Below are 19909 nucleotides of genomic sequence, written 5' to 3'. Positions count from 1 at the left end.
GCGCTTTTAGGATTAAGATTTGTTAAAAATCGTAATTTCTCGGGATTTTCGATCGGCTTCCAGCCGTTTTTTCAGAATTTGTTCAGCGGAAAGTGTTAAAAAGGATTGTAGAACCATTCTATATACCGAAAGCGGGAGGATCCTATGGGCAAGCTGATGGAAAAAGAAGAAACGGCCCGCAAGTGGCCTGAAATAGCCGTTGAAACGACGGTGCAAATTATCGGCGGCAAATGGAAGGGCATCATCCTTTATCATTTGATCGAAGGCGAAATCCGCTTCAACCAGCTGCGCAGGCAGATGCCCGGCATTACGCAGCGGATGCTGACCCTGCAGCTGCGCGATCTCGAAAAAAACGGCATCATCGACCGCATCGTTTATCAGGAAATCCCGCCGCGCGTAGGCTACAGGCTGTCGGAGCTGGGCCGTTCCCTCGTTCCTCTCGTCATGCAGATGAAGTCCTGGGGGGAAAAATATCAAAAGCAAACGGGCTCTCCGCAGGCGTAAGCGGACAAGCCCTTGCGCCCCCGGGCCTGAGGCTCAAGGAGACGAGAGGCAGGACGCGGCGAGCGATAGCGGCGGCGACGCGAATCGGCGATAAGCGAACCTTCCGGCGGGCAGCCACATACGATATCGATAGGTTCGCGCCTATCCTATCCGAAAGGTGGCTCGCAAGTGGCGGTATCGTACATGGACTTCACCGCTCCGTCCGTGCAATTTACTTACGATCTCGACGAAAACCCTCTGTTCAAAAAGGACGAGCAAAATTATATCAACTCGCTCTCGATCAACCAGCTGAACACGCTCGGCAACGTGTCGCTGCTCGACATTTTCCTGAGCAAAAGCAACGTGGTCGAGCCCCACATTCACCAGAACGCTTCCGAACTGGTCTACTGCATTGCGGGAGGCGCCATCGTCTCCCTGATCAACCCGTTCACGAAAAAGCTGCTGAACTTCGCGATCAAACCCGGCGAAGTGGCCAACGTCCCGCAAGGCTGGTGGCATTACGAAATGGCGACCGAGGACAATACGCACTTGCTGGCCATTTTCGACGCTCCGGTGCCCGATGCGATTTTCGCGTCGGATATGCTGCGTCTGACGCCCGCGAGCGTGATGGCCCACACGTATTGCCTGAACGAGGCCGAGTATCAAGAGGCGATCGCCCCGATCAAGCAAACGGTCGTCATCGGGCCGCCGGCCGATTGCCAAAGACGCGATGGGGCAGAGAAGCCGCCGGTTCAAGGACAACCGGCTCAACCGCAGCCCCAGGCGCTGTCCGAACCGTTCCAAGGCCAGCCGTTCGCGTCCGGTTTTCCCGTCGGTTACGCTTATCCGAACGCGTGGCTGCAAGCGCAGCCCGCTTACTCTCCGTACGACGTGCCCCGCGCTTATCCGGGCTACTACTATCCGACGCCGCCGGGCTACGGCGGCTGAACGCCGAATCGAACCGCAACGCCGTCAAACCCGTCTGACCCGTCCCGCGCTCCGCGGCGGCGGTTTTTTGTTTTTCACACAATGTTCACTCCCGCCGTTTGTTCATGTGATTTTTTTCACAGTGACAGGAAGCCGGCAATCGTTATGATGAACGCGGATCACCAATTTGGACCGATCAAGGTGGAGGGATTTCAATGGCGGCAAGAAAATGGGGTTTGACTGCGGCTGTATGGACGATGGCGGCGGCGCTGCTGCTCGCCGGATGCGGGGGAGGGGAAGACCGGAAGGCGAATGCGCCCGCGGACGATTCGGCGCCGTCGGCTTCGTCGGCCGCCGCTTCGGACGTCAAAGCCGTGACGATCAAAGCGAGCAACTTCAAGTTCGATCAGCCCGAGATCCGGGCGGCGAAAGGGCAGACGATCGAATTGACGCTGGAAAACGAGCAGGGCAACCACACGCTCAAAATCGACGGCTACGAGCAGACGGTGAAGGCGGGCAAGACGATCTCGTTTACGGCCGATCAGGCGGGCGAATTCGAATTTTACTGCGATCTGATGTGCGGAACGGGGCACGCGGACATGGTCGGCAAGCTGATTGTCGAATAAACGAACGGAAAGGAGGCGTTGGACATGGCACAACCCGCGACCGGCAAGGGCGCGATTCCGAACCGGCAGGAACCGGGATCGGGAGCTCCGACGCACCGGGGCGATGCGGCTCCGGAGGGGCCGACACCCGGGATTCAGCCTCCGGAACCGGCTTCTTTGAAAGGGGCGTTCGTCTCCGTCATGCTGCTGGGCGCTTTTCTGGCGGCGGCATGGGCGGCGGTGTTCGTTCTGTATCTTCATAGAAGTTAATCCGAACCGATAATCGCGCGAAGCGGGAGGAGCGCATCATGCATATTCACCGTCTGGAAAAAATATGGCTGGCTTTCGGCATGTCGATGCTGGCGCTGTTTTTGCTGATTCTGGGCGTATCCGCCTTTTCGATGGGGCTGGGAACGCCGATCGGCGAGCATTCGCATTCGGTCGATCCGACGAAGCTCGACGAGACCGCGCCGTTCGACAAGCCGGGCCTGACGCAAATCGGAGACAAAGAGTACGACGCGGTCCTGATCGCCTACGCGTTCGGCTACAGCCCGGACACGCTCGAGGTTCCGGCCGGGTCGACGGTGAACTTTACCGTTACGAGCGCGGACGTCGTGCACGGCTTCCAAATCCCCGGCACCATCGTCAACATGATGGCGATCCCCGGCGAGGTCGGCCATTTGTCGTACACGTTCGACAAGCCGGGAGAGTATCTCATTTTGTGCAACGAATATTGCGGGACCGGACATCAGGCGATGTTCACGAAGCTGGTCGTGACCTAACAGGCCGAAAGGACGATAGCCATGAATTCGACATTCGACCGCAAGGACGGCAAGCTCGTGCTTGCCCACCTGCTGTTCGCTTACGGAGCGCTGCTGCTTGGAGGCGTTTGCGGCATGCTTCAAAGCATGGTCAAAAGCGGCTCCATTACGCTGCCGGCCGGCATCGGCTACTATCAGCTGCTGACGGCCCACGGCGTGCTGATGGCGCTCGTGTTCACCACGTTTTTCATCATCGGATTTTTGTATTCGGCGGTCAGCCGCACGCTCGGCGGCAAGCTTGGCGACGCTGCCCGCAGGATGGGCTGGATCGGCTTCTTCCTGATGGGGGCGGGGACGCTGCTCGGCACGGTCATGATTTTGCTGAACAAGGCGACGGTGCTGTATACCTTCTATGCGCCGCTCAAAGCCTCTCCGTTCTTCTACATCGCGCTCGTGCTGCTCGTCGTCGGCAGCTGGATCAGCGGCTACGGCGTGTTCGCGCAATACCGAGGGTGGCGGAAGGTGAACCGGGGCAAGCTGTCCCCGCTGCTGGCCTTTATGGCGGTCGTGACGATGCTCATGTGGCAGATCGCGACGCTCGGCGTAGCGGCGACGGTGCTGCTGCAGTTCATTCCGTGGTCGTTCGGCTGGACGGAAACGATCAACGTCTTGCTAAGCCGGACGCTGTTCTGGTATTTCGGGCATCCGCTCGTCTATTTCTGGCTTATGCCGGCGTATATGTGCTGGTATGTCATCATCCCGAAAATCATCGGCGGAAAAATCTACAGCGACGCGCTCGCGCGGCTGTCGTTCATTTTGCTGCTGCTGTTCTCGATCCCGGTCGGCTTCCACCATCAGCTGATGGAGCCCGGCATTTCGCCCTTCTGGAAGTTCCTGCAGGTCGTGCTGACCTTCATGGTCGTCGTGCCGACGCTCATTACGGCGTTTTCGCTGTTCGCCACCTTCGAGCTCAGCGGCCGGGCCAAGGGCTCGACGGGACTGTTCGGCTGGGTGCGCAAGCTCCCCTGGAAAGACGTCCGATTTTTCGCGCCGTTTATGGGCATGCTCGTGTTCATCCCGGCCGGGGCCGGCGGTCTCATCAACGCCAGTCACCAGATGAACGCCGTCGTTCACAATACGCTGTGGGTCACCGGGCACTTCCATTTGACGGTGGCGACGAGCGTCGCGCTTACGTTTTTCGGCATCGGCTACTGGCTGATCCCGGCCGTGACCGGTCGCACGCTGACGGCGGGAATGAACAAGCTGGGCATCGTGCAGACGGTGCTTTGGTGCCTCGGCATGCTGTTCATGTCCGGCTCGATGCACGGCTCGGGCCTGCTCGGCGATCCGCGCCGCACGGACTACACGACGTACAACGACAGCCCCGAAGCGGTGCTGTGGATGCCGTATCATACCGCGATGGCGGTCGGCGGCATCATTCTGTTCATCAGCCTGCTCGTGCTGATCCGGGTCGTCGTCGGGTTGCTGCAATCCCCGAAAGGAGAAACGGAATATCCGGTCGGTGAGGTTTACGACGAGGCGGAGCGGACGCCCAGACTGTTCGAGCGGTGGGGGCTGTGGATCGCGGTTTCGGCCGTGCTCATTCTGATCGCTTACACCGTTCCGCTGATCGGCATGATGACGGGAGGAACGGGTTCGCCCGGTTACGTCATGTGGTAAAACGATACGAAACAAGGGGCTGTCCCAAAAGGCCGAAATCGGCCTGAGGGACAGCCCCTTCAGTCTTAAGACAGGAATTAGACGGCAAATGCTTTGGCTGCCCGGCCGTTCCGGCCTCGCGCGCACGACTTATTTATTGAACGCGTCGTCGTATGCGTTCATCAATTTGCGGTAAATATCCACCATCTGATGAAGCTCCGATTCGTCGAGGGGGGCGAACATTTTCTCCATTAAGGACAGCCGCTTCTCCTGCAGTTCCTTGTGCGCGGCTTTCCCGGCATCGGTAATTTCCAGCATGACCACCCGGCGATCCTTCTCGTCGTTCAGGCGCCTGACCAGCCCCATCTTGACGAGCTTGTCGGAGATGACCGTCATGCCGCCGGAAGTGACGCCCAGGGATAGGGACAAATAGGTGCTGGGCTTAGGTCCCTCCGTAACGAGAATGTCCAAAGTTTGCGCATGGCTTAAAGATAGATCCTGCGGATTGTCTTTAGACCATTCCTGTCTCCACATCCGGGAGTGCCGCCGTACCATGGAAAACAGTTCGACCACTTCTTCATGCCTCGTCACGTTTCAGCCCCCAAAAAACAATATACGCTTATTCTCTCATACTTTGTCGATATTCGCCAGTAAGGGCGGAAAGAATAGACGTCAGCGGGGGCCGTCCGCCGCCCCGATTGCCGGGGCGCGCCCGTTTTCGGCGGTCAGGGCGAGCTCGACGGGCGAGTGGTTGATATGCGTTCCGTACAGGATGCACATGCCGACGGCGGCGCCGGCTACGGTCAGGACGCCCAGCGCGCGTCTCAGCAGGGGCGGGAGCACGGAATGGCGAACTTCGGGATGCCGGTGCCGGTTGCACTTTTTTAGTTGGAGCAAATAAAGCGCGGCGACGAGAAAAACCGCTCCGGCGACGGGCGCGAGCGCTAGCAGCGGCCCGGGCGTCAGCGGCGCGAGCACCGAATGGCACAACGCCGCCAACGCTCCGAGAGCGGTCGCCTGGTAAGGGACGACCACGAGCGGATGGGCGAGATGAACGGCCCGCCATTCGGCGCCGCCCGTCTCGCGCTTGGCTGCGGCGGCCGAGGGCCATCGGGTGCGGGCGATGCGCGGAAACGAAACGGATGCGGCCAGCAGGGCGGGGAGCAGCACGAGCGGCAGCCGCAGCGTGAGGGCATCCTGCGCCGCCGGCCAGCCGGCGGCCTTCCAGTTGAGCAGCGCCGCACTGACGGCTCCGGCGATAGAGAACAGCAGCCAGGCGCTTCGGACGAGCGGCTTGCGGGCTTTTCGCCGCACGCGCTCGGCGCTTCCGCCATGACGAAGTCCTGCGGCGCCCGCGGCCGCAAGCCATCCGAACAACGCCGTCAACGCAAGCCAGCCATTTTCCGCTAAAGTCCAAACCGTACTCATACTCGATCCCTCCGGAACAAATTCAATCGTATCCGGCCCGTCGTGCCCGGAACTTATTTTTCGTCGACGCGAATGCTTCCGCTATCCGTCCTTACCTTTATATAGCCGTTCGTCTCCCGTTTCGACTCCGGAGCCCGAATCGATCCGGAATCGCTTTGCAGGTCGTAAAAGCCGGCGAACGACGCGGGGAGGTCGATTTTGACGCTTCCGGATTCCGTCTTGATATCGGCGTCGGAGTCGTCGAGCTTATCCAGGCGGACGCTCCCCGAATCGGACGAGATGGCGCTTTTGCCCGTCAGCCCCTGAATTTGAATGCTGCCGGAGTCGGAGGAAACCTCGAGCTCGGCCTCGATCCGCTCCGCCTGAATGCTTCCGGAGTCCGATTTGGCCGTCAGGCGTTCTCCTTTGACGTCCTGCAGTTTGACGCTCCCGGATTGGGCGGCCACCGCGAGGTCGGCTTCGATCCGTTCCCCCCGAATGCTGCCGGAGTCCGCTTCGACCTCCAGCCGTTCGCCTTTGAAATCGTACATCCGGATGCTTCCGGACTCCGTCGAAACGCTTGCCGAAGATGCGGACAGTCCTTCGATTTGCACGCCTCCCGAATCGCTCTCCACCTCAAGCTTCTCCAAGGCGTCCGGATCGGCCAGCTTGACCGTGATTGTGAAGCGGTCGTTTATGCTATTCCAATCGCCCCAGTCGAAGATCCCGATCCGGAAAGATTCCGGATCCGTGTCGATGGCGAGCCGGCCGTCCCGCAGCTTCGCTTGCTTGATTCGATCGACGACATCCCCGTCGGCCCTGCCCTCGATGCTTACCGATTCCGTTCCGTCCCCGCTTGCCTCGTATTTGACGTTGAGCCCGCGGGAATCGCCCTCGATGGCCAAATCGCGAAGCTCGCCAGCCTCGAAACGCCACTCATGGCGAAAATCCTCTTCGGGTTTTTCATTCAACATGTTATAAAGCGCCACGCAGCCGATCGCTATCAACACGAGACCGATTGCGGTGTACAACCCTCTCTTCATCATACGCCGGTTCCTCCTGATCCATGTACTTGCTTTGTTCATTTTACACAATCCGCCAATCGGTTCGAACCATCGGAGGGAGGAACCGGCTCCCCGACTTAAGTAGGGGAAACGGGGAAGGGGATAACCGATAAAAATGGGCGCAGTCCGTTCAAAAAATATTCACAAATCCAAGACTTCGTCACATTTTTGTGATACAATGTTCACAGATAGCGTTTGCAAAAAGGAGGTCTGCGGCATGCAAAACCGGGATATGTCCAAAATGCTCAAATGGATCGCGCTGGTGATCATCGCGTTCGGCGTCGTTTTTTCGGCGATTCACATTGCGGAGTTCAACGATAAAAATCTGGGCTTGATGATCGGAATCGGATTTCTGGTCGGCGGGCTGCAAATTTGGATTTTCGGCGTTGCGGCGCCGTTGATGCAGAAGATGCAAGACGAGAGGAAGAAAGTCGGCCCGGACCGGAACCGGGAGCCGGTTTAAACGAAAGATCGGAAATGCCTGCGCGGGATGGCTGCGCAGGCTTTTTTCATGTCCGTTCGGGTCCGGTTTTCAACATGGGGCAAAACGGTGAACAAAATATTGCGAAATTAAGACGGTTCGATGACGCATTTGTTAACTGTGCGCTATTTCACAAGACTTTCTGGTATAACAGAGATGTTCAAATTACGTACCAACACGGCCAACTTTGCCGTCAACGGTTCAAAGTGGCAGCGAGGGAAGGAGAGTTTGCAAAATGAAGAGAGGGTATCGACGCCTCGCCGCTACGATATCGTTGGCTGCAATGGCCGTTATGTTAGCGGGCTGCGGCGACAAAATGGGTGTGCTCAACCCGAAAGGAACCGTCGGCAAGGAGCAGCTCGATCTGATCATGATTTCGACGGTACTTTGTCTGATCATCGTCGTGCCGACCATCGTCATGGCGTTCTGGATCGCCTGGAAGTACCGGATCAAGCGCAAGCAAAAAGCCGACTACGATCCCGAGTGGTCCCACAGCACGAAAATCGAAGCCTTCATGTGGGGCATCCCGGTTTTGATCATCATCGTGCTTGCCGGCGTAACGATACATTATACTTACAAGCTCGAGCCGTCCAAGCCGCTCGAATCCGAGCACGAGCCGATCACGATCCAGGTGGCTTCGCTCGACTGGAAATGGCTTTTCCTGTATCCCGAGCAGGGGATCGCGACGGTCAATTACCTTCAATTCCCGGAAGACGTGCCGGTTCGCTTCGAGCTGACGTCCGACGCGCCGATGAACTCCTTCTGGATTCCGCAGCTTGGCGGACAAATCTATACGATGTCGGGCATGGCGATGAAGCTGCACCTGATCGCCGACGAGCCCGGCGAATATTACGGGTCGGGCGCGAACTTCAGCGGCGAGCACTTCGGCGAGATGAATTTCATCGCGAAGGCGACCTCGCAGGAAGAATTCGATCAATGGGTGCAGGAAGTGAAGGACGGCTCCGAGGCGCTGACGCAGGAGGGCTACAATGAACTGGCCCTGCCGGGCGTAACCGAAGAACTGTCGTTCTCCTCGTTCCCTGAAGGCCTCTTCGACTGGATCGTGGTGAAATACGGATCGGGCGGCCATGGCGGCCATGGCGGCCATAGCGGGCACTCCGCAACGGAGGCCGAATCCGATTCCGCCGAATCCGGGGAGGGGAGCGACGAGCATGCGGGGCATGCCGCCGCTTTGCCTGCCGGCCGATCGGGAACGGAAACGGGTTCCGAACAACATGCGCATCATTAAAGCTTAAGAAAAGGAGGGTGTCCCATGTGGCAAAACATTAAGGACTTCGCCGCGGACTTTTTCGTGACGGGGGACCCGCTCATTTACGGCGCCGACGTGGCGATCGTCCTGACGATGTCCGCCATCGTCTTCGTGCTGACGTATTTCAAAAAATGGAAGTGGCTTTGGACCGAATGGCTGACCACGGTCGACCATAAGCGAATCGGCATCATGTACGTCATCGCGTCGCTGCTCATGCTGTTCCGCGGCGGCATGGACGCGCTGCTGATGCGGACGCAATTGGTCATGCCGGAAATGGAATTTCTGTCTCCGGAACACTACAATGAAATTTTTACGACGCACGGCGTCATCATGATTCTGTTCATGGCGATGCCGCTCATGTTCGGCTTGTTCAACCTGGTCGTGCCGCTGCAAATCGGGGCGAGGGACGTCGCGTTCCCGTTCCTGAACTCGCTCAGCTTCTGGCTGTTCTTCGCCGGCGCGATGCTGTTCAACATTTCGTTTGTCATCGGCGGTTCGCCGAACGCCGGCTGGCTTGCCTATCCGCCGTTGTCGGGCACGATGTTCAACCCGGGCGTCGGGCAGGATTTCTATATTTGGGGCATCCAAATATCGGGGATCGGCAGCTTGGCGACGGGGATCAACTTTATCGTGACGATTCTCAAAATGCGCGCCCCCGGCATGAAGCTGATGAAGATGCCGATGTTTTCCTGGTCGGTTCTCGGCAGCTGTCTCGCCATCATTCTGGCGTTTCCGATTTTGACGGTAACGCTCGCGCTTTCGTTTATCGACCGCTACTTCGGGGCGCACTTCTTCACCCTGGACGGCGGCGGCAACCCGATGATGTACATCAACCTGATCTGGATGTGGGGACACCCGGAAGTGTATATCGTCGTTCTTCCCGCTTTCGGCATTTTTTCGGAAATCGTCGCGACATTCGCAAGGAAAAAGCTGTTCGGCTATAAATCGATGGTGTTTGCGATCATGGCGATCAGCGTCGTTTCCTTTATTACATGGGCGCACCACTTCTTCACGATGGGGTCGGGCGCCGACGTCAACGCCTTCTTCGCGGTGTCGACGATGATTATCGCCATCCCGACAGGCGTTAAAGTATTCAACTGGATATTTACGATGTTCAAGGGGAAAGTATCGTTCGAAACCCCGATGCTGTGGACGGTGCTCGGCTTCATTCCGTGCTTCGTCGTCGGCGGGATGACCGGCGTCATGCTGTCCGTCGCGCCGGCCGACTTCCAGTTCCACAACAGCTACTTCCTGATCGCGCACTTCCACCAAACGCTGATCGGCGGCGTCGTTTTCGGTTACATTGCCGGCCTCGTGTACTGGTGGCCGAAGGTGTTCGGCTTCAAGCTGAACGAAAAGCTCGGCAAATGGTCGTTCTGGTTTTGGAACATCGGCTTTTACGTCTGTTTCATGCCGCAATACGTCGTCGGCTTGATGGGCATGACGCGTCGCGTCAGCACCTACAGCTGGGACAGCGGCTGGTGGGGGCTGAACCTCGTCTCCACGATCGGCGGCTTCTTGATGGGAGCGGGCTTCCTGATCATGGTGTGGCAAATTTTGCACAGCATCAAGTTCATGGAGCGCGACACGACGGGCGATCCGTGGAACGGGCGCACGCTCGAATGGTCGATTCCGTCGCCGGCTCCGATGTACAACTTCGCCCGCACGCCGGTCGTCGAGCATTTGGACGATTGGTGGGAGAAAAAACAGCGCAAGGCAAAAGGAGAACCGGAGAAGCCGCTTGCGCCGCTCGAACCGATTCACATGCCGAAAAATTCGGGCATCCCGATCATCATGTCGGGCTTCTGGTTCCTGGCCGGCTTCGGTCTCGTGTTCGACTGGCTGTGGATGGCGATACCGGGCTTCCTCGGCGTCTTCGCCTGCATGTTCGCCCACTCCTTTAATTACGATACCGACTACTACATTCCGGTCGACGAAATCGAACGAACGGAAGCCGCGGCGAGGGGGACTGTCTGATGGCCAGCAACAAAAATCACGCGGCGCAAGCCCACGCCGGAAATCACGGGCACGACGGTCATCACGATCTCGAATCCCTTCGCCTGATGGGCTTCTGGATCTTCCTGATCACCGACTGTATTTTGTTCGGAACGCTGTTCGCCACCTACGCCGTGCTGAGCAACAGCACGGCCGGCGGGCCGACCGGCGCCGAAATGTTCGAGATGCCCGGCATTATCGCCGAAACGTTCATCCTGCTGACGAGCAGCTTCACGAGCGGCCTGGCCTTGCTGTGCATGAACCGCGGCGACCGCAAAGGGCTGATCGGCTGGCTCGCCGTCACGGCCGCTCTCGGCGCCTGCTTTATCGGCCTTGAGCTGAACGAGTTCGTCCACCTCGTGCACGAGGGCGTCACGATCGGCACGAGCGCTTACTGGTCCGCCTTCTATACGCTGGTCAGCACGCACGGAATTCACGTCACGATCGGCCTTTTCTGGATGATCGCGATCATGATCCAGCTCGGCAAACACGGCATTACGCCCGTTACCCGCCGGAAGGTGAACGTCATCGGCCTGTACTGGCACTTCCTCGACGTCGTCTGGATTTTCGTCTTTACCGTCGTATACATGATGGAGGTGATGTAAGATGGCGCAACATCCGCATTCCGCGCAATCGAACGGTTCCCATGGCGGACACGGCTCGCACGGCGAATCGCACGAAGCGCACGGGTCGCTCAAGTCTTATGTCATCGGCTTCGTCCTGTCGATCATTCTGACGATCATTCCGATCGTTCTCGTTCTCAACGACATCGTTGAAGGCACTGCCGCTTACGTGGTGCTGTTCGCGACCGCGATTTTGCAATTCGTCGTCCAGCTCTTTTTCTTCATGCACTTGAAGGAAGAAGCGAGTCCGCGCTGGAACCTGATGACGCTTCTGCTCGGCCTGATGATCGTCCTGATCATCATCGTCGGGTCCATCTGGATCATGCTGAACAACCAGGTGACGTACTGATACGTTATGACGCCACAAGCGCCGCCCCTTGCTTCCGCCCGCGGAAGGAAGGAGGCGGCGCTTTTACATTCGCTTAATCAAAAAAGGGTGCTCCGCGTACATTCGCCCAGGATCCGGCGAGGCAGGAGGCGGCATGGGACTTCATCAAATTCCTGGTCGATCCGAAGCGTTCGGTTCAAATCTCCAAGTCCACCGGCTACATGGTATCGCGGCAGACGGCGCTGGACGATCCGGACATGGAGAAGTTTTTGGAGGAAAACCCGGTTTACAAAGCGACTTACGACCAGATCGACGAGATGGTGCCCTGGTTCAACTTCCCGGGCGAGGGGGGCACCCGCGTGCAGAAGATGTGCAGAAGATCATTACGGACCAGATTCAGGCCGCGCTGCAGGGCCAGAAGGACGCCCGAGGACGCGATGAAGGAAGCGGCCAAGCAAGCGAATGCGTTAATCCAATAATACGGGCAACGGGAAGAATGCGAACATGACAACGATTCGCCAACTATTCATCGATGAGGCCAAATTCGGCAAGGGAACGGCAAAAGGTCCCTGGTTCGGGGAACTGCCGGTCCCGCGGGGCGGCGATTTCGATTTCGCCTTCATCAGCGACCGGACCGGCGGCGCCGTGCACAAGATGTTCGAAAAAGGGCTGGAGGCCGCGAAAAAGCTGAATCCCGACTTCGTCGTCTCGATCGGCGACCTGGTGGAGGGATACTGGACGGACGAGGCGGAAGCTCGCGAGGAGTGGGACCGCATCGATCCGATGCTGGCGGGACTGGGCGTTCCGGTGTTCCAGACGGTCGGGAACCACGACTACAAAACGGAAGCGATGATCCGGGTGTGGCGCGAGCGCAAAGGGGTCGATTACTACGCGTTCCGCTACGGCCGTACGCTCTTCCTCGTCGCGAACACGGAGACGGCGCCGCTGTCGCTGCCCGAAACGATGCTGGAGCTGATGCAGCAGGCGAATCGGGCGCTGATCCGCAATCCGGAGGCGCTGTTCGTCGATCTGTTCCGGGATTTGGCGGGCGACGGTTTTTCGGCGGATGTATTGAAGATGACCGAGGATACGCTCATCGACCCGCACTTAAGCGGCGAGCAGATCGACTTTTTCGAGCGGGTGCTGGCGGACAACGCGGACGTCGACTGGACGTTCGTCTGCCTGCACCAGCCGGCCTTGAAAAAGCCGGACCCGATCTTCGAGCGGCTGGAAAGCCTGCTGGCGGACCGTCCGTACACCGTCGTATCCGGCCATGTGCACTATTTGGAAGTCACCGAGAAGCGCGGGCGTCAATATATTCAGATCGGCAAAACGGGCGGGCTGCACTGCTTCGAAGGCAAGGGCGACATTCACCATATCCTGTCGGTCAAAATGCGCGGCGGCGTTCCTCGCTTCGAAGTCATCCTGCTGGAGGGCGAGGGCGGCACGGACACGCTGGACGCATACGTGAAAAAGGCGGCCGAGTCGCGGTAGGAGCTTCGGGATGAATCGATGGATGGACGGAACCCGCGCCTTGTTTTTTGATCTCGACGGCTGCATCTACTTCGGCCGGAAGCTCGCCGAACGGGCCAACGACTTGCTGGAGCTGCTTCGGGACCAGGGCTATCGGATCGGCTTCATTACGAACAACTCGCGGGAGAATGCAACGGAAATACGCGACAGGCTGGCGGAGATGGGGCACCGTCTCGAGGGCGAGCTGATCGTCAGCGCCACGGAGGCGGTCGCGGAATATTTGAGGGACGTCTACGGGCGGGTGGCGGTGAAGGCGGCGGGCAGCGCGAGCCTGAGCGGCGCGCTGGCCGCCGCCGGCCATCGTGTGCTGGACTGGGCGCGTCCCGATTCCGCCGACGTTATCGTTATCGGCCGGGACACCGAGTTCGACTACCGCCGGCTGGAGCAAATCGTCAACGAAATCGCCCGGGGTGCGCGCGTCATCGGCACGAATCCGGATTACTCGCATCCGGGCGAAGGCAGGCGGCTCGTGCCCGAGACCGGTTCCCTGCTCGCCGCCGTCGAGTCGATCGCGGGCGGTCCGATCGCGAGCGTCGGCAAGCCGCATGCCTGGCTGTACGAACTGGCGATGCGCAAATACGGCGTCGTTCCGTCCGAATGCGTGATGGTCGGCGACAATCTGGCGACCGACATCGCCGGGGCGGAGCGAAGCGGGATGAAGACGGTATGGGTGCGCCATTCGTTCCTGCCTGCGCCGGACGGGGAAGCGCGCGCCGTCGTCCCGACGGTGACGGTGGGCGCGCTGTCCGAGCTGTACGAGCTGCTGCTGCGCGGGAGCTATATGGCTTGAGCGGACTTGCGAGAGCATTTGAACGAGGCTGGCGGGAGAACCGCCGGTCTTTTTTTGGCCTGTCGGAAGGGTTTAACTTCTTCGCCCTGCGAAAGAGCTTCTGGACATTAAGGGGCGGAAGGGGGGCGTCCAAGCGGATGGGGTCTAGGATGGATTTTGTCCAATCAAGGGAGCGGAAAACGGGGAAACCGTTGGCTAGAGTGGATTTTATCCAATGAGGAACATGGAATTTGGGTGAAAACGCGGAAAAGGCCCCGCCTGATTGGACAAAATCCAACGAAGATGACGTATTTCGTAAAAAGACTGATTTTAATTGGACAAAATCCAACCAAGCATCGCCGAACCCTGTTTGATCACGCACAACCACGCGCAGCTTCCGGCGCCCGCGCTATCCCGACCGACCCGCTCGATCCTGCATTTCCCGCGAAGCGGTGCGTCGGGTCGCCTCCATGTCCTCCTATGCCGACGCGGACCCGCGGTGCAGGCGGGCGGAAGAATCTGATTTGCTCCGGGCGGACAGGCGGCTTACAATAGAAGGAACGGAACGGCCGAATGGACGAAAGGGGCGCGGAGCATGGACGATTCCCGGCTGCAAGGGCTGTTCTTGCTGGCTTCCCTGCTCGGCGGGGCGGCGGTCATCGCGATACGGCTGAGAGCGGGCCGCAAGCCGGCCACGCTTCGCAAAATTATCGCTCCCCCGCTCGGGATGGCGACGGGTTTTTTGATGTTCCTTTTTCCGATAACACGGATTCCCTGGAGCTGGGGGCTTGCCGCTTTCGGAGCGGGAGCGCTGCTGTTCGCTTACCCGCTGATCGCCACGTCAAGCTTCGAAGTGTCGAACGGGTCCGTTTACCTGAAGCGGTCGAAGCTGTTCGTCGCGCTTATTGTCGGCCTGCTTGCGGTGCGGATTTTGCTGCACGACGCGGTGGAGCGGTACGTGACCGTCCCCCAGACCGGGGCGTTGTTTTTTCTGCTGGCGTTCGGCATGCTGCTGCCTTGGCGGCTTGCAATGGCGAAAAAATTCAGGGCAGCCGCCAAAGAGATCGGCAAGCCGGCATAAAGCGTCTTCCGTCTGCGGACGTCGAAGACGCTTTTGCTTTTTTAGCGAAGATAGCGGCGAGCCCAAGGCGGGCAAGCATGGGACGCGACAAGCGAGAAAGAAGAACATTTTTTGTTAAAACCTAACCTAAATATAACTGAAAAAGTTACATATAAGTCATGTCTTCTGATTTTTTATTGTAATTATGTAATAAATATTGACATTGTGGTTCGTTCGGACTATGATAACAATCAATAACAATCCTCAGCGTGCGCACGGCTCGGATTGCTGAATCCGTCTGAAAGGAGGAAAGGCTTCTCTCCTCCACGTTCTGCTTGAGGAGGAGCCGCTCCGAATGGAACTATGGAATGCCGTATCTTCAAGAGTGCCAACCTCCTCCCGGTTTTATGACGAAATGTTCGAAGGGGCCAACGTACGCCCTCATTATGAGAAGGTTCGGACGGTCATTTCCCGTCTCAGCTTTGACGAGCGCGCCGCGCGGCAATCCGCGATGAACCGCCGGCTGATGGAGGAAGGCATTACGTTTACCCTCATGCAGCCCGAACAGCCGGATGCCCTGGAAAGGACGATCCCGTTCGATTTCATTCCGCGCATTATTCCGAGCGAGGAATGGGAGACGATCGAACGGGGCGTCAGCCAAAGAGTGCGGGCGCTGAACGCCTTTTTGAATGACGTTTACCACGATCAGAACATTTTCAAGGACGGCCTCGTTCCGCGGCGGATGGTGATCGGCAACCGCTACTTCCGGCCCGAGATGATGCGGATGTCGGTGCCCGGAGGAACGTATATTACCGCTTCCGGAATCGATCTCATTCGGGACGACCAGGGGCGCTATTTCGTTCTAGAGGACAATTTGCGCTCGCCGTCCGGTTTTTCCTATATATTCAAGAGCCGTTCCATTATGACGCACGATTTCCCCGAATTGTATTTTTCCTACTCCGTACGCGGCATCGACCATTCGCTGCATGCGTTTCGCGCCGCGCTGCGCAATCTGGCTCCCGACAAGAGCGATCCGCTTATCGCGCTGCTCACGCCCGGAAGCTTTAACTCGGCTTATTTCGAACATGCTTTTCTCGCCCAGCAAATGGGGATCGAACTGGTCGAAGGCCGGGATCTCGTCTGCCGGGACCACAAAATTTACATCCGCGGCCTGAACGGCCTGCGCAAGGTGGATGTGCTGTACCGCCGAATCGACGACGATTTCCTCGATCCGCTCGCTTTCCGTCCGGATTCTTTGCTGGGCGTCCCCGGATTGATGAACGCCTACCGCTTCGGCAACATCGCGATCGCCAATGCGCCGGGTACCGGCGTATCCGACGACAAAGCCATTTACTCTTACGTTCCGGAGATGATTCGCTACTACCTGAACGAAACGCCCATTCTTTCGAACGTCCCCACCTACCTGATGAGCAAACCCGAGGAAAGAGAATACGTGCTGGACCGGCTGGATCAGATGGTCGTCAAGGAAACGTCCCTGTCCGGCGGATACGGCATGCTGATCGGACCTTCGTCGACGGAATGGGAGCGGGAACGCTTCGCCGAGAAAATCCGCGAGAACCCGGATAATTACATCGCGCAGCCGACGATCAAGCTGTCGACGGCGCCGGTGTGCCTGGACGGTCAGTTCGTGTCCCGCCATATCGACCTGCGGGTGTTCGCGCTCATGAACGGGCGCAACGTCCATGTGCTTCCGGGAGGGCTTACGCGCGTCGCCATGAAGGAAGGGTCGCTCGTCGTCAACTCTTCGCAAGGCGGCGGCTGCAAGGATACTTGGGTATTGACGAGATAAAAGGAGGGTGACGCCATGCTGGATCGGATTGCCGAATCGCTGTTTTGGATCGGACGCTACACGGAAAGGGCGGAGAACCATGCGCGGCTGATCGACGTTTATTATCATCTGCGCGAGGAATCGAACGGTACGGGAGAAATCGTATGGCGGCGCATCGTCGGCGCGATCGGGGACCCCCGGAGCTACGAAGAGATGTACGGCGAGTACCGCGAGCGCGACGTGCTCCAGTTTTTGACGCTCGATGCGTCCCAGCCCAACTCGCTCATCACGTGCATCGCCCAGGCGAGGGACAACTTGCGAAAAGTCCGCGAACGGCTGCCTTCGGAGCTGTGGAACATGCTGAACAGCTTCTATCTTTGGCTTCGGCAGATCAGCGTCGAGGAGATCGGGGCCGAGCCGCACCGCTTTTTCGAGCGGATCAAGGAGGGGCTTGCGTCGTATCAGGGCACGGCGGTGTCGATCGTCCTGAGGGACGAATGCTGGAGCATGATGGAGAGCGGAAGAAGTCTCGAACGCTCGGAAAATATCGTCCGGCTGCTGCAATCCGTCTATCAATCGGCGGCCGATTCGGGCGCTTCCTCGTACGCGTACCTGCTCGCGGTGCTGAAGTCGGTCGGCGGCTACGAAGCGTACCGGAGACTGGCGATCGAGGGCGTGACGCTGGAAGAAGTGTCGTCGTTCCTGCTGCTGGAGGAGAGTTTTCCGCGATCCGTTTATTTTTCGCTGAGTTCGTTGGAAAGCCATTTAAAGGAATTCCGCCGCAAATCGGAAGGCGGCGTCGCCGCGCTCGAACGGACGATCCGGATGGCGGGCAAGGCGCGTTCGGAGCTCAGCTGGCTCGAACCGAAAGAGATTTCGCTTCAATCGCTCAGCGACGTGCTGCTTCGATTGCAGGACGGCAATCGGCTGCTGGGGGAGTCGATGGCGAAGACGTTTTTTTCCCCGGGACGGGAGGTTATCGTTTGAGGCTGGAAATTTGTCATACGACCAGGTATGCTTACGCCGACCCGGTGGCGGACAGTGTCAATGAGCTTCGGCTCGCCCCGCGGACGGACGAACGGCAGGCGTGCTACCAGCACCGGCTGATCGTGGAGCCCAACGTCTCGATGATGTCTTACGAGGATTATTTCGGCAATCGGGTATACTCCTTTACGGCCAGCGATGCCCATAAGGAGCTTGCGATCACGTCGCAGTCGACGGTCGTCACCCGGGATTCGCCGATCAAGCGGGAATCGGAGCTGCCGCCGGAGCTGGCCTGGGCCAAAATCCGCAGCGAAGCGTTCGCGAACGACAATGCGGAGTATTTGCTTCCGTCCGTGTTCGCCAGCTTTCATCCGACGGTGGCGGCGTACGCCGGCAGCATCGGCGTGGAGGGGGAAGGCGTTTTCGACTACGTGCAGAAGGCATCGGAGCGCATTTATGCTGATTTTGAGTACAAGCCCCTGTCCACCGGGGTTCATACGACCGCCGACGAGATGATCGGGATCGGCTCCGGGGTATGCCAGGATTTTGCGCATTTGCTGCTTTCGGTTTGCCGCCTCAAAGGGATCCCCGCTCGGTACGTAAGCGGGTACCATTTTGTCGGCGATTTGCAGGGAAGGGACGCGGACTTCGAGCAGGCCTCGCATGCGTGGATCGAAGCCTACGTGCCCGGCGTCGGCTGGCAGGGCTTCGATCCGACCAACCGGAACCTGATCGATTGGCGGTACGTCAAGCTGGCGCACGGGCGGGATTATCTCGACATCGTCCCGGTCAAAGGCGTGTACCGCGGAACGTCGGACCAGACGCTGACGGTCCAGGTAGACGTCCGGCTGGCGACGGGCTGAGCCTGCGAGGCGGCATCGGCCGGGCAGTCTGGACTGGAGCCTGGCCGGGCTTTAAAACGCGAGCGTGACGTAGACGCCGGCCGAGACGAGGAGCGAGACGGCGAGCAGCGCGAGCAGCGGGCGCCAGGCGAGCCGGAAGTCGCGCAGGTTGACGCCTAGCCCGAGGCCGGCCATGGCGGCGGCGAACAGCGCGGCCGTCAGCTGCGAGACGCCGTCGCGCCAGCCGGCCGGCAGCGGCAGCCACGCTTCCGGCGATGCGGAGCCGAGCAGGCTCATCGCCAAAAAGCCGAGCAAAAACCACGGCAGGGCCGGTTTGGCGCGGCTTGCGCTTTGCGCCCGGCCGCTGCCCGGCGCGTCGCCCGTGTCCGGCGCATCGTCCGTGCTAGGCGCGTTGTCCGTGCCCTGCGTCTCATTCGGGCGGAAAGGGAAACCCGTCGATTTCCGGGCTTCCCGGGCTTCCCCGGCTTCCCGGCGGCGGAGGAAACTCGAGCGGGCGGACAGCGCCAGGCAGAGCGGGACGAGCAGCACGACGCGGCATAGCTTTGCCAGCATGCCGTCGTTCATCGCTTCGGGGCCGGCGGTGCCGGCCGTCATCGCGACATGCGCGAGCTCGTGCAGCGTCAGGCCGGCCCACGCGCCGAACGCCGCATCGCCGATCGGCAGCACGGGCAGAAGAAGCGTATACGCAACCGCGAACAAGGTGCCCACGGCTGCGATCAGGCCGGCGCCAAGCGCGGTTTTTTGCGCTTTGGCCCCAAGCAGCGGCGCTGATGCCGCAATGGCGGCGGCGCCGCAAATGCCGGTGCCGATCGCGAGCAGCAGCGTCAGCTCGCGATCGGCCTTGAGCAGCCGGCCGAGCGCGATGCCGGCGGCAAGCGAGACGGCGAGTACGGCCGCGCCGCGCGCCAGGAAGGGCAGGCCGCCGTGCAGAACGGCGCCGATCGGCAGCTTCAGGCCGTACAGGATGATGGCCAGCCGAAGCAGCTTGGTCGAAGCGAACGCGAGGCCCGGGCGCAGCGCCTCCGGATAGCCGAAAATCCGGCGGAAAACGATGGCGACGGCAAGCGTGCACGCCATCGGACCTGCGGCCGAAAGTCCGGGGAAATTCGCCAGCTGCCACCCGGCAAGGGTCAGAATCAAGGCGAGCAGCACTCCTCCGAACAAGCCGGAATATCGCTTGATTCCGTTGGAAGGAGGCAGCGCGGCGGTTCCTGCGTTATGCGAAGTAAACGAGCCGGTCATAGGGGAACACCTCGGTTGGGAAAGGTTCGGTTTGTCGGGATTGTTTCCAGCATAGCGCTCCGGATA

The 19909-nt window shown here is 59.4% G+C and carries 22 protein-coding genes; 18 read left to right on the top strand and 4 right to left on the bottom strand.

What is annotated here, in order from left to right:
• The first annotated feature begins 144 nt into the window (after nucleotides 1–144).
• The 6 genes from B7E11_RS05885 to B7E11_RS05860 all read left to right on the top strand — a co-directional run bounded on the left by B7E11_RS05885 (nucleotide 145) and on the right by B7E11_RS05860 (nucleotide 4456).
• Nucleotides 145–504 carry a winged helix-turn-helix transcriptional regulator gene (locus B7E11_RS05885; protein WP_080832673.1) on the top strand — a complete coding sequence of 120 codons (360 nt, stop codon included), beginning with the start codon at nucleotides 145–147 and terminating at the stop codon, nucleotides 502–504.
• 168 nt (nucleotides 505–672) lie between these two features.
• A complete protein-coding gene (locus B7E11_RS05880) occupies nucleotides 673–1431 on the top strand; it encodes a cupin domain-containing protein (RefSeq protein WP_080832672.1) in 759 nt (252 codons plus the stop codon).
• 194 nt (nucleotides 1432–1625) lie between these two features.
• Complete coding sequence (locus tag B7E11_RS05875; RefSeq protein WP_080832671.1) at nucleotides 1626–2036, top strand: cupredoxin domain-containing protein; 411 nt, start codon at nucleotides 1626–1628, stop codon at nucleotides 2034–2036.
• A 24-nt stretch (nucleotides 2037–2060) separates the two neighbouring features.
• Nucleotides 2061–2285: a hypothetical protein gene (locus B7E11_RS30115; RefSeq protein WP_080832670.1), complete on the top strand. Its 225-nt coding sequence runs from the start codon at nucleotides 2061–2063 to the stop codon at nucleotides 2283–2285.
• Nucleotides 2286–2323: 38 nt separating this feature from the next.
• Nucleotides 2324–2797, top strand: coding sequence for a cytochrome c oxidase subunit II (locus B7E11_RS05865; protein ID WP_080832669.1), 474 nt, complete (start codon nucleotides 2324–2326; stop codon nucleotides 2795–2797).
• Between the two features lie 21 nt (nucleotides 2798–2818).
• The gene (locus B7E11_RS05860; protein WP_080832668.1) at nucleotides 2819–4456 is read left to right on the top strand and encodes a b(o/a)3-type cytochrome-c oxidase subunit 1; all 1638 of its coding nucleotides are present in this window, start codon (nucleotides 2819–2821) and stop codon (nucleotides 4454–4456) included.
• A 129-nt stretch (nucleotides 4457–4585) separates the two neighbouring features.
• Here B7E11_RS05860 and B7E11_RS05855 read toward each other — a convergent pair whose 3' ends face one another.
• The 3 genes from B7E11_RS05855 to B7E11_RS05845 form a co-directional block, all read right to left on the bottom strand.
• Nucleotides 4586–5026, bottom strand: coding sequence for a MarR family winged helix-turn-helix transcriptional regulator (locus B7E11_RS05855; RefSeq protein WP_139787083.1), 441 nt, complete (start codon nucleotides 5024–5026; stop codon nucleotides 4586–4588).
• Between the two features lie 81 nt (nucleotides 5027–5107).
• Nucleotides 5108–5863, bottom strand: coding sequence for a hypothetical protein (locus tag B7E11_RS05850; RefSeq protein ID WP_080832666.1), 756 nt, complete (start codon nucleotides 5861–5863; stop codon nucleotides 5108–5110).
• Between the two features lie 53 nt (nucleotides 5864–5916).
• A complete protein-coding gene (locus tag B7E11_RS05845) occupies nucleotides 5917–6888 on the bottom strand; it encodes a DUF4097 family beta strand repeat-containing protein (RefSeq protein WP_176220624.1) in 972 nt (323 codons plus the stop codon).
• Between the two features lie 235 nt (nucleotides 6889–7123).
• On the opposite strand from B7E11_RS05845, the gene B7E11_RS05840 reads away from it, so the two are divergent.
• From B7E11_RS05840 to B7E11_RS05780, 12 genes are all read left to right on the top strand, one after another.
• Entirely contained in the window at nucleotides 7124–7369 is a 246-nt protein-coding gene (locus B7E11_RS05840) for a hypothetical protein (RefSeq protein ID WP_080832664.1), read from the top strand.
• A gap of 253 nt (nucleotides 7370–7622) precedes the next feature.
• Complete coding sequence (cyoA, locus tag B7E11_RS05835) at nucleotides 7623–8636, top strand: ubiquinol oxidase subunit II (protein WP_080832663.1); 1014 nt, start codon at nucleotides 7623–7625, stop codon at nucleotides 8634–8636.
• 24 nt (nucleotides 8637–8660) lie between these two features.
• Nucleotides 8661–10634: a cbb3-type cytochrome c oxidase subunit I gene (locus B7E11_RS05830; protein ID WP_080832662.1), complete on the top strand. Its 1974-nt coding sequence runs from the start codon at nucleotides 8661–8663 to the stop codon at nucleotides 10632–10634.
• Nucleotides 10634–11257, top strand: a complete 624-nt coding sequence (gene cyoC, locus B7E11_RS05825) for a cytochrome o ubiquinol oxidase subunit III (RefSeq protein ID WP_080832661.1) — start codon at nucleotides 10634–10636, stop codon at nucleotides 11255–11257. The genes B7E11_RS05830 and cyoC overlap by 1 nt, the downstream gene beginning before the upstream one ends.
• Nucleotide 11258: 1 nt before the next feature.
• Nucleotides 11259–11624, top strand: coding sequence for a cytochrome o ubiquinol oxidase subunit IV (cyoD, locus tag B7E11_RS05820; RefSeq protein WP_080832660.1), 366 nt, complete (start codon nucleotides 11259–11261; stop codon nucleotides 11622–11624).
• Nucleotides 11625–11824: 200 nt separating this feature from the next.
• Nucleotides 11825–12082: a hypothetical protein gene (locus B7E11_RS05815; protein WP_080832659.1), complete on the top strand. Its 258-nt coding sequence runs from the start codon at nucleotides 11825–11827 to the stop codon at nucleotides 12080–12082.
• Between the two features lie 25 nt (nucleotides 12083–12107).
• The gene (locus B7E11_RS05810) at nucleotides 12108–13097 is read left to right on the top strand and encodes a metallophosphoesterase family protein (RefSeq protein ID WP_080832658.1); all 990 of its coding nucleotides are present in this window, start codon (nucleotides 12108–12110) and stop codon (nucleotides 13095–13097) included.
• A gap of 10 nt (nucleotides 13098–13107) precedes the next feature.
• Nucleotides 13108–13926 carry an HAD-IIA family hydrolase gene (locus B7E11_RS05805; protein WP_080832657.1) on the top strand — a complete coding sequence of 273 codons (819 nt, stop codon included), beginning with the start codon at nucleotides 13108–13110 and terminating at the stop codon, nucleotides 13924–13926.
• A gap of 574 nt (nucleotides 13927–14500) precedes the next feature.
• Nucleotides 14501–14986 (top strand): CcdC family protein, encoded by a 486-nt coding sequence (locus tag B7E11_RS05795; RefSeq protein ID WP_080832655.1) that lies wholly within the window; start codon nucleotides 14501–14503, stop codon nucleotides 14984–14986.
• Nucleotides 14987–15320: 334 nt separating this feature from the next.
• Nucleotides 15321–16775 (top strand): circularly permuted type 2 ATP-grasp protein, encoded by a 1455-nt coding sequence (locus B7E11_RS05790; RefSeq protein WP_080832654.1) that lies wholly within the window; start codon nucleotides 15321–15323, stop codon nucleotides 16773–16775.
• A gap of 15 nt (nucleotides 16776–16790) precedes the next feature.
• Entirely contained in the window at nucleotides 16791–17741 is a 951-nt protein-coding gene (locus B7E11_RS05785) for an alpha-E domain-containing protein (RefSeq protein WP_080832653.1), read from the top strand.
• Entirely contained in the window at nucleotides 17738–18601 is an 864-nt protein-coding gene (locus tag B7E11_RS05780) for a transglutaminase family protein (RefSeq protein ID WP_080832652.1), read from the top strand. The genes B7E11_RS05785 and B7E11_RS05780 overlap by 4 nt, the downstream gene beginning before the upstream one ends.
• A 51-nt stretch (nucleotides 18602–18652) precedes the next feature.
• Here B7E11_RS05780 and B7E11_RS05775 read toward each other — a convergent pair whose 3' ends face one another.
• Nucleotides 18653–19843, bottom strand: a complete 1191-nt coding sequence (locus tag B7E11_RS05775) for a YeiH family protein (RefSeq protein ID WP_080832651.1) — start codon at nucleotides 19841–19843, stop codon at nucleotides 18653–18655.
• Nucleotides 19844–19909: the final 66 nt, after the last annotated feature.

This window comes from Cohnella massiliensis (assembly GCF_900169535.1).
Classification (GTDB): Bacteria; Bacillota; Bacilli; order Paenibacillales; family Paenibacillaceae; genus Cohnella; species Cohnella algarum.
This window is presented reverse-complemented; position numbering and strand designations above follow the sequence as displayed.

What these genes read in the sequence shown, in the direction of transcription:
- B7E11_RS05885 (WP_080832673.1), top strand. Translation starts at nt 145, where the DNA reads ATGGGCAAGCTGATGGAAAAAGAAGAAACGGCCCGCAAGTGGCCTGAA.
- B7E11_RS05875 (WP_080832671.1), top strand. Translation starts at nt 1,626, where the DNA reads ATGGCGGCAAGAAAATGGGGTTTGACTGCGGCTGTATGGACGATGGCG.
- B7E11_RS30115 (WP_080832670.1), top strand. Translation starts at nt 2,061, where the DNA reads ATGGCACAACCCGCGACCGGCAAGGGCGCGATTCCGAACCGGCAGGAA.
- B7E11_RS05865 (WP_080832669.1), top strand. Translation starts at nt 2,324, where the DNA reads ATGCATATTCACCGTCTGGAAAAAATATGGCTGGCTTTCGGCATGTCG.
- B7E11_RS05860 (WP_080832668.1), top strand. Translation starts at nt 2,819, where the DNA reads ATGAATTCGACATTCGACCGCAAGGACGGCAAGCTCGTGCTTGCCCAC.
- B7E11_RS05850 (WP_080832666.1), bottom strand. Translation starts at nt 5,863, where the DNA reads ATGAGTACGGTTTGGACTTTAGCGGAAAATGGCTGGCTTGCGTTGACG.
- B7E11_RS05845 (WP_176220624.1), bottom strand. Translation starts at nt 6,888, where the DNA reads ATGATGAAGAGAGGGTTGTACACCGCAATCGGTCTCGTGTTGATAGCG.
- B7E11_RS05840 (WP_080832664.1), top strand. Translation starts at nt 7,124, where the DNA reads ATGCAAAACCGGGATATGTCCAAAATGCTCAAATGGATCGCGCTGGTG.
- cyoA (WP_080832663.1), top strand. Translation starts at nt 7,623, where the DNA reads ATGAAGAGAGGGTATCGACGCCTCGCCGCTACGATATCGTTGGCTGCA.
- B7E11_RS05830 (WP_080832662.1), top strand. Translation starts at nt 8,661, where the DNA reads ATGTGGCAAAACATTAAGGACTTCGCCGCGGACTTTTTCGTGACGGGG.
- cyoC (WP_080832661.1), top strand. Translation starts at nt 10,634, where the DNA reads ATGGCCAGCAACAAAAATCACGCGGCGCAAGCCCACGCCGGAAATCAC.
- cyoD (WP_080832660.1), top strand. Translation starts at nt 11,259, where the DNA reads ATGGCGCAACATCCGCATTCCGCGCAATCGAACGGTTCCCATGGCGGA.
- B7E11_RS05815 (WP_080832659.1), top strand. Translation starts at nt 11,825, where the DNA reads ATGGTATCGCGGCAGACGGCGCTGGACGATCCGGACATGGAGAAGTTT.
- B7E11_RS05810 (WP_080832658.1), top strand. Translation starts at nt 12,108, where the DNA reads ATGACAACGATTCGCCAACTATTCATCGATGAGGCCAAATTCGGCAAG.
- B7E11_RS05805 (WP_080832657.1), top strand. Translation starts at nt 13,108, where the DNA reads ATGAATCGATGGATGGACGGAACCCGCGCCTTGTTTTTTGATCTCGAC.
- B7E11_RS05795 (WP_080832655.1), top strand. Translation starts at nt 14,501, where the DNA reads ATGGACGATTCCCGGCTGCAAGGGCTGTTCTTGCTGGCTTCCCTGCTC.
- B7E11_RS05790 (WP_080832654.1), top strand. Translation starts at nt 15,321, where the DNA reads ATGGAACTATGGAATGCCGTATCTTCAAGAGTGCCAACCTCCTCCCGG.
- B7E11_RS05785 (WP_080832653.1), top strand. Translation starts at nt 16,791, where the DNA reads ATGCTGGATCGGATTGCCGAATCGCTGTTTTGGATCGGACGCTACACG.
- B7E11_RS05775 (WP_080832651.1), bottom strand. Translation starts at nt 19,843, where the DNA reads ATGACCGGCTCGTTTACTTCGCATAACGCAGGAACCGCCGCGCTGCCT.